The sequence below is a fragment of the Brachyspira alvinipulli ATCC 51933 genome (assembly GCF_000518245.1).
Taxonomy (GTDB): domain Bacteria; phylum Spirochaetota; class Brachyspiria; order Brachyspirales; family Brachyspiraceae; genus Brachyspira; species Brachyspira alvinipulli.
The window spans coordinates 481,668-494,947 of record NZ_KI912403.1 but is presented as its reverse complement, the minus strand read 5'-3'; the positions used below and the strand labels follow the sequence as shown (position 1 = coordinate 494,947).

12 protein-coding genes are annotated in these 13,280 nt (G+C 25.8%); 7 read left to right on the top strand and 5 right to left on the bottom strand.

Translation table 11 applies throughout. The features are described 5' to 3' along the window. Positions 1-144 precede the first annotated feature (144 nt). The gene (locus T324_RS0109750) at positions 145-576 is read left to right on the top strand and encodes a PepSY-like domain-containing protein (RefSeq protein WP_038375178.1); all 432 of its coding nucleotides are present in this window, start codon (positions 145-147) and stop codon (positions 574-576) included. Positions 577-680: 104 nt separating this feature from the next. Here T324_RS0109750 and T324_RS0109745 read toward each other — a convergent pair whose 3' ends face one another. Next, entirely contained in the window at positions 681-2,306 is a 1,626-nt protein-coding gene (locus T324_RS0109745; RefSeq protein ID WP_028330077.1) for a hypothetical protein, read from the bottom strand. A gap of 141 nt (positions 2,307-2,447) precedes the next feature. Between T324_RS0109745 and T324_RS0109740 the strand changes: the two genes are divergently transcribed. Together T324_RS0109740 and T324_RS0109735 are read left to right on the top strand one after the other, a co-directional pair. Then, positions 2,448-2,867, top strand: a complete 420-nt coding sequence (locus tag T324_RS0109740; protein ID WP_028330076.1) for an adenine nucleotide alpha hydrolase family protein — start codon at positions 2,448-2,450, stop codon at positions 2,865-2,867. Positions 2,868-2,939: 72 nt separating this feature from the next. Continuing rightward, a complete protein-coding gene (locus T324_RS0109735) occupies positions 2,940-3,296 on the top strand; it encodes an FMN-binding protein (protein ID WP_028330075.1) in 357 nt (118 codons plus the stop codon). A gap of 27 nt (positions 3,297-3,323) precedes the next feature. Here T324_RS0109735 and T324_RS0109730 read toward each other — a convergent pair whose 3' ends face one another. From T324_RS0109730 to pbpC, 4 genes are all read right to left on the bottom strand, one after another. After that, complete coding sequence (locus T324_RS0109730; protein ID WP_028330074.1) at positions 3,324-4,931, bottom strand: ComEC/Rec2 family competence protein; 1,608 nt, start codon at positions 4,929-4,931, stop codon at positions 3,324-3,326. A 10-nt stretch (positions 4,932-4,941) separates the two neighbouring features. Next, positions 4,942-5,511 (bottom strand): TetR/AcrR family transcriptional regulator, encoded by a 570-nt coding sequence (locus tag T324_RS0109725; RefSeq protein ID WP_028330073.1) that lies wholly within the window; start codon positions 5,509-5,511, stop codon positions 4,942-4,944. 101 nt (positions 5,512-5,612) lie between these two features. Then, positions 5,613-6,368, bottom strand: a complete 756-nt coding sequence (locus tag T324_RS0109720; RefSeq protein ID WP_028330072.1) for a FecR domain-containing protein — start codon at positions 6,366-6,368, stop codon at positions 5,613-5,615. A 75-nt stretch (positions 6,369-6,443) separates the two neighbouring features. Further along, positions 6,444-9,050, bottom strand: a complete 2,607-nt coding sequence (gene pbpC, locus T324_RS0109715) for a penicillin-binding protein 1C (protein WP_028330071.1) — start codon at positions 9,048-9,050, stop codon at positions 6,444-6,446. A 379-nt stretch (positions 9,051-9,429) separates the two neighbouring features. On the opposite strand from pbpC, the gene T324_RS18290 reads away from it, so the two are divergent. From T324_RS18290 to T324_RS0109705, 4 genes are all read left to right on the top strand, one after another. Next, on the top strand, positions 9,430-9,729 hold the full coding sequence (locus T324_RS18290; RefSeq protein WP_038375177.1) for a hypothetical protein: 300 nt from the start codon (positions 9,430-9,432) through the stop codon (positions 9,727-9,729). Next, a complete protein-coding gene (locus T324_RS18285) occupies positions 9,713-10,726 on the top strand; it encodes a methyl-accepting chemotaxis protein (protein WP_211232590.1) in 1,014 nt (337 codons plus the stop codon). The genes T324_RS18290 and T324_RS18285 overlap by 17 nt, the downstream gene beginning before the upstream one ends. After that, positions 10,726-11,187 (top strand): methyl-accepting chemotaxis protein, encoded by a 462-nt coding sequence (locus T324_RS18280; protein ID WP_211232589.1) that lies wholly within the window; start codon positions 10,726-10,728, stop codon positions 11,185-11,187. The genes T324_RS18285 and T324_RS18280 overlap by 1 nt, the downstream gene beginning before the upstream one ends. A gap of 153 nt (positions 11,188-11,340) precedes the next feature. Beyond that, positions 11,341-13,179 carry a methyl-accepting chemotaxis protein gene (locus tag T324_RS0109705; protein WP_028330070.1) on the top strand — a complete coding sequence of 613 codons (1,839 nt, stop codon included), beginning with the start codon at positions 11,341-11,343 and terminating at the stop codon, positions 13,177-13,179. Positions 13,180-13,280 lie beyond the last annotated feature (101 nt).

The window sequence follows — 13,280 nt, the reverse complement described above, 5'->3', positions numbered from 1 at the left end:
TATAATATCTAAGTGTATATATTAATTTGTAAATAAATAGTAAATTTTTTGTAAAAAAACTTGACATTTATAAAAAATATATTATACTTATTATTGTAAAGATAATTTACATATAACAAATAATAAAAATTAAGGAGAGTAATCATGAGAAAATTATTTGTTTTATTTATATCATTAATGGTATTATCCATTTCAAATTTATTTGCTGATGATTTTGTAGTTCCAGTATCATCATTACCAGCAAATGCTAAAAGTTTCATACAAAAAACATTTCCAGGTGTTGATATATGGAAAGTTGAAAGAGACGGAAGAAAATTTGATGTTAAATTGTCTAATGGTGTATCAGTAGACTTTTTACCTAATGGAGAGTGGGTTAATATAGACAGTGAATATACACCTATACCTGAAAGTGCTTTTCCAGCTGCTGTAATTAGAGCAGTAAAAAGTGCACATCCTCAAGCAGCTATAATAGATGCTGAAAAAGAATGGGGAAACTATAAACTAAAATTGAATAATATGATGGAACTTGTTGTATCCGGAAGCGGACAATTAATGGGACAAAAATTTGACGATTAATTTTTAGAATTATGAAAAACGGCAGGTCAGTTATGAACCTGTCGTTTTTTTATATATAAAAAATGCGTAAACCAAAAGATTTACGCATCATATAGAATGGAGTTTTATTGGTTAGTCATTATTACGCCGTCTTTAATAATATATATATTTTTACTATCGGATACTATTGATATTGCTGATTCCTGATTATTATCCATAGCTGAAATATAATCATATCCGCCTAATTCTTTTCTTAATGAGGCATTTTTATTTAATATGAAATAATAATATTTTCCAAGTCTCTCAGCAGTAAATGCAAATGATTCACCTAAAAATTTGAAAGATGTAATTCTATTGTATGAAGGACTTTCAAAGTCATCTCCTATTATAAATTCTCTATTATTTTTAGTGGCATTATAAATCAAGCTGTTATTTGTTGAGAAATAGAAATCATTTATTTTTTCATAATTTCTAGGTAGTCTTCTTCCATTAAGAACAACAAAAGATACTCCATTAGTTTGAGCGCCATATGCTAATAATTTACTGTCATCAGAATATTTATAATTATGTATTACATCATAATTGGTAGTCATATTTCCGCCTACATACAACTGCATGGTATTATTTGTATTTACATTTATAAATACTAAAGTTTTTCCATTTGGAGAAAAAGACATATTAGTAACCATATTAAATTCTCCATAATTTCTGCCATTTGCAATAACACTTGTCATTATAAATTCATTAGTAATTATTATATTTGTTGCATTAGCAGCAGGAGGTAAAGATGGAAGCTCATTATATCTTATATTTGTTATCACATTTGTTACCATCATTAATGCTATTGTATTTGATTGTCCTTTAACAGTGATACCCTCTTCATTTGTATAAATACTTACATTTGATAAATTGTAATTTGTTATTGTAGAAACATTTGTTACAACATCAGTTTGAATTTCATTAGTATTAGTGGTGTTATTTGTATTAATAATATTAGTATTAGTCATATTATTAGTATCTATCATATTTGTATCTGCCTGAGGCATCATTTTTACAGCATAAGCCATACTATTGTCATTATATGATGCTAAATCATCAACTAATTTAAAACTTTCACTGTCATTAACTCCATTAAATATAACAGCATTTTCTTCTGCATCTATAACATATACTATATTTTTTCCATCACTAGAAAATTTTAATTTATCTACTTTAGCAATTACCTGTTTTTCTTCTCCGTTAATATTTACGAAATATTGTCCGTCTCTTGAATATGAAAAGGCATAATTATTATCATTTATAACACTGTCAAATAATTCAGAGTATTGTATCTTTGCTTCTCCATTTATAACAGCGACACCATAATCCATTAATCTTGCAAATATTATTGAATTATTGCTTGAAAATATCTCTCTTTCTATGGAATCGAATTCCTGTTCTATATTTCCATATATTATAACCCACATATCTTTAGCAAGCGAATTTTTAAGCATTGTTGCAACTAATGTACCATTAGGTAGAATTCTTATTATACCTGCATCTTTATATCCTGTTAATCTTGTATTTTTATATAAAATATCATATGTTCTGCCTTCATTAGCAGTATTTTTTTCTAAAACTATAGCGTAGTTTGTTTCTGATAATATATATGAGTTTGTTAACTTCTCTCCATTTTGTAATGTATATATTTGGCTAAATGCTCTTACATATAATGAAAGAAAGATAATAGATATAATGTATAATCTTTTCATAATAGTTCCTGGTAAAATTGATATATTTTTTATATAATCGGAACAATTATACTCTAAAATTAATAATTATGTAAAATTATATAGTTAAAAAAAATTAAAATTTGACGAATATTTTAACAGTATAATCATATAGGAGTAAATATGAAATATTTTTATGTTGTTATGATGCTTTTCTTTATTATGTCTTGTAAATCTGTAGAAAAAAATTCACAAACAGCATTAAATATTAATTTTAATGAGGGATGGATTAATGAAGATAAATTTGTAACAACATCCATAGGATATCCAAATGGTTTTTCTATTAATAAAGAAGATGCAAAAGACAGTGCTTTTAATGCAGCTTTAGCTTTATCTAAAGTTAAGATAGAAAATGCTTTTGCTAAAGAATTACCAAATAAAAATAATGATATTAACGATTTGAAAGATGTAGTAGAAAAGTATATAAAAATAGAATATTCAAATTTTATAGATGACAGATATTATCAAATTAAAACAGCTATAGAATATGATAATTTACTTTCTTTACTTAGAGAAGGTAATATTAAAAAAATTCTCAATTAATTTTACACTTATTTTACTTTTTTATAGTATTTAAGTTTTATTATACAACTATATTAAAAAAGGGGAAATCATATGAGCCTTAAAAAAATCATGGTTTTGGTTGCTGTTGTTGTTTTCTCAGCTAGTATGTTCCTATTTGCTCAAGGTAAAGTTAATTTAGCTAAAGTACCTGATGGCACATATTTAGGCAATTACAAAGCTACTTACAAAACAAAACAAGGTGACTATCAAGCTAAAGTTACTGTTGCTGGCGGTAAATTAACAAAAGTTGTATTAACAAAATGTGCACATAGCACTGGACCTGCTAGAGGAAAAGCTGCTTATGACAAAATGATTAAAGCTAACAATATTTATGTTGATGGTGTTAGCGGTGCTACTTGGGTTGCATTAGTTGAAGATGCATTAACTAAATTAACTCCTGCTAAGTAATTAGATTTAGGTAAGTTATGAGCGTATCTAATTTTTTAGGTACGCTTTTTTATTTTTATCATTATTTATTTTAATTCTTATAATTATACCTATTAATATTAAGACAAAAGTAATTAATATTGCAGTATGCAAATTTAATGATAATTCATATTTAAGAAAACTTATATTACTGAATTTTTGTGATAATTCTATTAATATATTGGTAAAAAATTCTGTTGATGCTGACGGATAAACAGATAATGGGGTATATATTTGATATGTTATTATTGTTATCAATGATGATGATAATATTATAAATGATAACGGCACGGCGAATATATTTGCTATTACAGAAGTAATATTTAATATTGAAAAGTGATGTATGCTAAGAGGAATTACCGTTATAAGTGCAAATATATTTATAGATAAAAATGCTAGTATTTTAATTATTAAATTTTTTATTATATTAGTAATTTCATTATTTGTTTTTATGTTCATTATATTTTTTATAATGCATGAATTAAATATCGGATAATAGAGTATGATTCCAAGTGTAGCTAAAAATGAAAATTGAAAACTAATATCTTTTATTGAATTTGGATTCATTATTAAAATTATGAGTCCTGATAAAAATAATGCATTAATAGAATTTCTATTTCTATCAAAATAATATGATATAAGTAAGCATATAGCCATAATGCTTGACCTTACTATAGAAACAGAAAATAGTGTAATAGGTGGATATATTATAACGGTTATTATTGTTGATATTAATATTCTATTATAAAAATTTATAGGGAAAAATGATAATAATAAAAATAATATAGAAAGCACCATAGAAATATGAAGTCCTGATATTGATAATATATGAGATATACCAGAATCTATAAAATACTTTCTTATATGATATGGTATTATATTTTTATCACCTATAACTATTCCTTGTGCCACAGTATAAGGTATAGCTTTTATATTAGCACCTAATGATTTTTTGGCAGTATTTCTAACTTTTAGAGCATAATTATTTATATAGTTAATTACTGAGAAACCTTCTTTTTGAATTACAAAATTATTGTATTGGTATATACTTGCAACTCCGTAAAGCATTCTATCAGCAAGAATTTCTGTTATTAGTTTAGAATCGTAAATATCATCATTAGTTAATATGTTTTTATATAGATTTAATTTTGAAGATACTGTTATTTCATCATTTATGTATAATGGCTTTAATGAGCTGTTATAAAGTCTTATATTACCAGAATAATTGTACCAATTAGTACCATCATAAACTTTATCTACATAAGCAATATATCTATCTCTAAACCCTATAACACCTTCATATTGTAATATTTTTGCATTGTATGCTTTTATTTCTTTATCAAATTTATTAAGAGGATTTTTTAATATATCATAATATCGTATCATAGTATAGCTATAGCCTATAAATATGCATGATAATATTAATATTATTATTGATATGTTATTTTTATTGTTTAGTGCTAGTATTATAGAAATTATAATAAGTATGAATGATATTATTGATGAAATATAAATAAATGTGAAGTTTTTTATTATAAATGCTAATGATATTCCAATAGCAAATAATATTGTTATATAAACTATATATGTAAGAGGGTATATAAAAAGTTTTTTCATTATAAAATTATTAATCTCTTTTAACTATACCATAGAATATAATGTTTATCATAGTATATAAATCTTTTTCATAATTTTCTGGATTTTTATTTTTAGCCCATTCCACTTCAAAGCCTTTTATTATAGCTAAAATAGATTCTGTAGCCAGTCTTAAATCTATATTGAATAAACCTTTTTTCATTCCGTTTCTAAGTATCATTTTTATAGTGTCATATTCTTCTTTATGATACTGTGCTCTCATATGTTCTATAAGAGTAAAGTCTTCAAATATTTCACTATGTAATGCTTCATATAGATTTGCAAGTTTTATATATCCTTTTTGTCTTGTTAATATATATGCTCTTAATTTTGCTTCTGCTGTATCTTCTTTTTTGATAGCTTCATATAGTTCTCTTTTTAAATCATTTGCCTCATTTTCAGCTATTGCAAAAAATATCTCCTCTTTGCTTTTGAAATAATGATATATGCTGCTTTTAGATTTATGAACCATTAAAGCAATATCGCTCATTGATGCTTTTTTAAAACCATATTTCTTAAACAATTTCTTACCAGCATTTACTATTTGTTCTCGTGCAGTCATTTATTATTTACCTTTAACAAAGAAATATTTAATTATATTATATACTCTATTTTTTATTTGTCAAAGTTTTTATAAATGACATATTAAATGTAGGTATTTTATTATTTTGTTTGATTAGTTATAATAAAAGTAGTTCTGTTTTCATTAGTGTTTGCAGAATAATCTGCTTCAATTTCCACTATAGTATTAGTTTCTGATACAGGGGTATTATTACTATTATAGTAATTTTTTATTTTTGCAGCATCAGGTACTATAGTTTCTATATAAGGCATAGCTGCTATTTCGTTAATAGTATTAGTCAATGAAGCATTTACTTCTATATTTGTTATGGATAATTGATTTGCACTATCTATATTTACTTCACTGAATTGATTAACATTAGTTCCATTAACTTTTCCATTTCCATATAAAAACTGTGCTTTAGTATTTCCATTTGTATATGAAATTAGAGCAGTTCCATTAACAGCAAGATTTGCATTAGGAGTTAATACAGTTATGCTGTCAGGTTTTACATTTGATGAAACTACAATTATAAAATCTCCAGTATTTAATGATAACTTTGTATTGCCTGTTTTATCATATGATTCATCTATATTTAATGAAGAGTTTTCTTTTACTTTAAAAATATTATTGCTTTCTAAATATGAAGTTAGAGAAGAATTTTTTTCAGTGGATATATTATCTTTAGTAAATAATAAGTCCCCATTTTGTGCAGGTTTTACTATAGCTTTTTGAGAAGATATTTTTACTTTTCCTTTAACTTCAACAACTTTCATGTATTGATTTGTTTTATAAGCTGATTGTAAAGTCAAAGCCATAGAAACTATTAATAATATGGAAATAATTTTCTTGTTCATAAATAAACTCCGTCAAAAATACATATCACACTATTAATATAATCGGTATAAAAATTATTTTCAATACTATTTTTATTACTGTACATATATTTTTACAGTAGAACTTTTTATTATTTTACCTTCTTCTGTTTCAGCTTCTATATAAAAGGTATAATCTCCATGTTTTAAATTCCATTTTATATATTCTTTTTTTAAATCATCAATATTTGCTATTATTTCTTTGTTACAATATAAAGAAGCACTTACAACATTTTTAGGTATATATGAAGATATGAATATATTTTGATATTCCATAGGAATGGTAGAATCAATTTTATATACAGAATTGTCAGTAGGCTCTTTTATTGAAAGTCTTTCTCTTATATTGTTTACATTATTATTAATATTTCTATCAGATGATGCTAAAGGTGTATTTAAAGTATTTAAATTCATTTGAGGTCTTTCACTATAATTATATGCTAAACTATTTTCTACATTAATATTTTCTGTAATATTCTCAGTATGAGTTTCAAAATTAATATTTTGGGTGTTTATAGCATTTTTCATCCTATTATATGCATATATGTTATTAACTTTTGTCCATTCTAAAGTAGGACGTTCTAATTGCTGTTCCTTAATCCAGCCATTATATTCGCTAGGAAGGTTAACAAAAACTTTTTCGCTAATAGAACCATCAGAATTGGTTTTTATATATAAGTTATGTACATCACATTCTTCTTTAGGGACGCTTATATGTGAAAACTCTTCTATTCTTGTTTCTTTACAGAATTCCCCTCTAAGTTTTCCGCTTATAAGACATATTTCTCTTTTTATAATAGTATTAGGTCTATCCCATTTAGTTTCTTTTTGGCTTTTATTAAGCATAGTGAATAAATCATAAAGTATAGGTACAGCACCATTTCCGCCTGTAATATTTATCATTTCGCTTCCGGCAAAATCTCCAAGCCATAATCCTACTATATAATCTTTTGTATATCCTATAGCCCAAGCATCTCTTGAGCCTTTTGAAGTTCCGGTTTTTATAGCTACTGAAAATGGATAAACTATTCCTTTATAGCTTCTAAAAGATCCCATTCTTGCATTTCTGTCAGAAAGTATGCTTGTTATTAAATATGCACTTTCTTCGGATATTACTTTTCTTGTAGTTTTTTTAGGAAGAGTTATAACTTCTCCATTTGCTTTTTTTAATGAAGTTATAGAATAATTATTTATGAATGTTCCTGAATTTGGAAATATAGTATATGCAGATGCTAAATCAACTAAACGCACTTCAGCACTTCCCAAAACCAAAGAATATCCATAATGATCCGGGTTTTTATCTATAGAGCTTAAACCTGATTTTAAAAGTATATTTTGGAAATCTCTTATACTGTATCTTGCAAGCCATTTAACAGCAGGTATATTAAGTGAATTGGCTAAAGCATCTCTTATGGTAACAGGACCTCTGTATTTATGATCAAAGTTTTCAGGTATATAATCTCCCCCAGGTGAATTGATATATGTTTTAATATCTGCTATAACAGATGCTGGAGTTTCTCCTTTATCAAATAGATATGCATACATAAAAGGTTTTAAAGTACTTCCTGCCTGTCTTAATGCTGTAGCTCCATTAACAGCACCATGAGTTTCAGCATCAAAATAATCCATAGAGCCTATCATTGAAAGTACTTCGCCTGTTTTAGCATTAAGTATTACACATGATATATTTCTTACATTAAATGTATGAAGCGACTGACTGGAATTGCTTATAACTAATACTGCTTCTTTTTGCATATTATAATCTAATGTTGTTCTTAATTCGGTTACTCCAGTATATTTTAATTGCTCTAATGATTCTTTTGCATACATTGTGAAGTGAGGAGTTTTGAAAGTGTATTTATCTTTATCATTATAAATTTTTAATTTTTCATTTGTATATTTATTATAATTTTCTTCTGTTATAAAATTATTATTCTTCATTTCTCCAAGTACATATATTCTTCTTGATTTTAATCTTTCTTCATATTTATATGGGTTAAATTTTGTACCTGATTTTATTATGGAGGCAAGCATTGCAGATTCATTGTTGTTTAAATCTTTTGATTTTTTATGGAAGTACAAATCACTTGCTGCACCTACACCATAACAGTTATTTCCAAAGAATACTCTATTTAAATATTCTGTAATTATTTCTTCTTTTGTGAGATTTCTTTCTAATCTTATTGCATCAAGTGCTTCATAGAATTTATTTATATATGTTCTTTCACGGGGGATAATATTTTTCGCAAGCTGCTGAGTTATAGTGCTTCCGCCTGATACTACTTTACCGCTTATTAAATTTGATAAAAATGCTCTTATTATAGCTTTATAATCTATTCCATTATGATTAAAGAAATTTTTATCTTCAGCACTTACTACAGCATTTATTAAATTTGTTGATAAATCATTATATTTTACTTCTTCAAAGAATCCTCCATGCTCTGGAAATATTGTTGATATAAGTATTGAGTTTCTATCATATATTTTTAAAGCACGTTCTTCATTTATATGCAATTCATTTTCTGAAAAAGGTTTATTGATATATTCTTTGCAGTATTTATAAAAATTATAGCCTTTTGGTATAAATATAATTGAAACTGCCATTATAGATAATAACAAAGTATATATTATAGTTAATGCTATTCTTCTAATGATTTTTTCCATATAAAAATATTCTATAATAAAAAAATAATTAGTCAAACGATATTGAATTTTATAATATATAGTCCATTGATTTCATTCTATAAAGCTTTATTGTTTATTGGTATTTTTATATATGTATTACGCTGTAATAATGTCTATGTAATTATGTTAGGTATAATAACTTTAATAATGTTTATTATAATATTTAAACTAAAAATATTATAATTAAAAATCATTTTCATTATATATTGGATATGATTTTTCTATATGATGTAGTTGAAAATAACTTTATTGTTTTATAGATTTTATACATTATTTTTTATAATAAAATAATAGTTATTTATTGACTATAATATTTTTTTGATTATAATTAATATATAAATTATTTTAGGGTAAAATTATGAAGAGTTTAGAAAATAATACTAAGCATATAAAAAAACGTTCTATAATATTAAAATTTTTAATTCCATACACTATTTTTATAGTATTTGTATCCGTTCTTATTTACACATATTATTATAATACTTATAAAGAAAATTTTTTATATACAACATCAGATATTATTAATAATATTGCTGTAGATATGTCTAAATGGATATCCGAATATAAATTGAGAATAGACATAATGTGTAATTTTTTTAATGTAGATATGTCTTTGAATAATATGAATACTGCCTGTTCTAATGAAAAATCATGCTAAAGAATTTGTAGATGTATATTTCGGCAATACAATTCCATATAATCAGGGCGGTGTATTTGCTACAGCATTACCTGATTCATTTCCTGAAAACTATGATCAGACTAGCAGAGAATGGTATATAGGTGCAGTAAATACTAATGATGTTTTTATAACAGACCCTTATATTGATATTTTTACATCTTCTCTTGTAGTAACACTTTCCAAAGCAATTAAAAATCCAGATGGAAGTTTGAAAGGTGTAGCAGGACTTGATGTTTTGGCTTCAAAAATTAATGAATTAATGAATTTAAAAAAAGACAGCAGCGGTTATGAATTTTATATGGTTTTATCAAACGGAAAATATATGTCTCATACTAATAAAGAATACTTGCTCAATGATAGATATTTAATATTTAATATACCTGAATTTATGAATTTAAAAAATAGTTTAGATAGTAATGGAGAAGCTATTTCTATATATAGGAAAAAATGGTATGTGCTTAAACAAATAGAAGGATTTCCATGGTATGTGGCAGCAAATGGAAATATAGATAAGCTTAATGATAAAGTAAATAGATTAATAATTTATATTGTATTTTTTATAATCTTATTTATTGCATTAGAAACAGTTTTGGTAACTTTTATTACTATGCCTATAACAAACACTTTAAATAGTGCCATAAGTCATATAGAAAAGATGGCTTTAGGTAATTTTGATACCAAAGAAAATATTGCACAAAACCGTAATAATATAGCTTATGCATTGTCATCATCTATAGATAATATGCAGAAAAACATCAGCTCAGTGATTTATAACTTAAAATTGGATATAGATTCCATTAATGATGAAATGGAGAAAATATCTTTTGTAAATAATGATTTATCAGATAAAACTATTTCTCAATCGTCATCAATTAATGAATTAGCAAGCTCAATAGAATTTCTTTCATCTGCTATTGCTGACACCTATAATAATACAAATAATGCTAAGGAAGTAAGTAAAAAAGCATTGGAATAATGATACAATCAATAGCATTTCAAACTAATATTTTAGCACTTAATGCAGCAGTTGAAGCAGCAAGAGCCGGAGATCAAGGTAAAGGTTTTGCTGTTGTAGCTAGTGAGGTAAGAAATCTTGCACAAACTTCTTCTAAAGCGGCAGATGATATAACTGCTATAGTTGAAAGTACAATTCAAAAAATAAATTCCGGATATGAAACTGTCGCTGAATCTTCATCATTATTAAATGAAATAAATAATTTAGTAACAGATGTTTCAGAGGCATTAGTAAATATATCAAATGCGGCAGAGGAAGAAAAGGATAACATAGAGCAAATTAATGTTAGCGTTTCTTCTATTAGTGATATAACACAAAGGAATAGTTCGCTTGCAAATGATAGTGCTTTATCAAGTAAAGAAATATTAAATAAAACAGAAAATATAGCAGAAAACATATCATATTTTAAATTAAAAAATTAATTTTTATTTATTGTGATATATGGTATTTATATTTTATCATATAAAAGTCTAATTATTGTAATATAATTTGACAATGTTGATAATTTTTACTATATTATAGGATGTATCATATTTTAACATCTATTATAAAGAATTATTAAGGGGATCATAACTATGAAGAAATTAAATAGTTTAGCATTTAAAATGCCTTTATCAATTAGTTGTATAAGTAGCATAATAATAATTATACTCTTAGTAATTTCGTTATTTTTCTCAAGTAAAGGTATTACAGAATCAATAAGTGTCGGATTTAGAAATACAGTAGAAGGGTATGCTTATTTGTTAGATGCTTTAACAGAAGCACAAATGCTGCTTGCAAACTCTTATGCAAGTGATGCTAATATCAGAAACTATATGATTTTTAGAGATGATGTTTACAGCGTATATAGCGGAAGAGATATGACTAATTTTATAGAAAAAAATAACTATGTAGAAAGTATTTATTTAACAGATATAAATGGAAATGTTTTACTTACCACATCAGAAGCTTTAAAAAATAGAAATATGGCTGATATAAGACCTCATTTATGGAGTAAACTTTCATCAGGAGAAAAAGTTGCATTTGGAAGTCCTAGAGAATCCCCAGTTTCAGGAGAAATAACATTGGGGGTTGGATCTATAGTTACAGACTTCACAAATAATACAATAGGTTATTTGGTTACTACTATTAAAGGTTCAGTTATACATGATAATTATTTTTCAAAAGTTAAATTAGGAAGAACAGGAAGAATAGTTGCTGTTAATGAAAATTTTATAGTTACTATGGATATGGATCCTGCTAATATTAATAAGCCTGCACCTGCCGAATACAAAAATATATTTAATAATGCTATAGATGAAGGCCCTTATAGTTATAAAAATGGTAATATATTAAGAATGGGATACTATAAGAAAATGGATGTTCAGCCTTGGATAGTAACTTATGCTATGAATGAAGATGAGATATTTGAACAGACAAGAACTACTGTATTTATAGGTGTTTTAGTTGCTATTTTTTCCATAATTGTTTTGGTTATATTTATGTTTATGTATGCTAGAAGGATTGCAAAACCTCTTCGTATAATTGTTGAAGAGGCAAAAGAAATAGAAGAGGGCAGGCTTATTATGCATGGAAGAAAGGTAAATAGAAAAGATGAGATTGGCGAATTATCAAGATCTTTCCATAACATGAAATATAAGCTTATAGATATAATAGAAACTTCTTTGAATGAATCCAATAAAATGGCACAGGCTGCTAATAGTCTTGCAACTGGAAATAAAGATTTAGCAGAAAAAGCAGAAAGTACAGCAGGCAATCTTGAAGAAACAGGATCATTTATGGAAGAGATCGCGGCTGCAATCACTGTATCTATCAATAATTCCGTAAAAGGAAATGAGATGATGAATGATTGTAAAGTAGCCATAGAAAATGCAGCATCAGTAGTAGAAGAAACTGTAAAAAGTATAAGCGAGGTTAATGCTGATAGTGAAAAAATAAAAAATATTATTAAAGTTATAGAAGGAATAGCATTCCAAACTAATATATTGGCACTTAATGCTGCAGTAGAGGCAGCACGTGCTGGAGATCAAGGAAAAGGTTTTGCTGTAGTAGCAAGTGAAGTAAGAAGTTTAGCACAAAGCAGTCAGGATTCAGCTAAAGATATAACAGAGTTAATCAATCAGGTATATGAAAAAATTAATAAAGCAAATCAAATAGTAGGAAGTCAGGAACAATTATTTGTAGGAATAAAAGAACAAATAGAGGAAACAGCTGATACTATAAAGAGTATTACTGAAGCAGCAGTGGAACAAAAAGAAGGAGTATCACAGGTTAATAATGCAGTTATGCAAATGGATACATTAACACAGGAAAATGCCGCACTTGTTGAAGAATCTACAGCATCTTCTATATCATTATATAATGATGCTATGCATTTACAGGAGCTTATTAGTTTCTTTAAAATAGAAAAATGATATTTTATATCAATCCATATACCAATAAAAATTTATTGTTTATAAATATAAATAATAAATTTTTATTGACAATTGATTTTTTTTGATTATACTAATATACA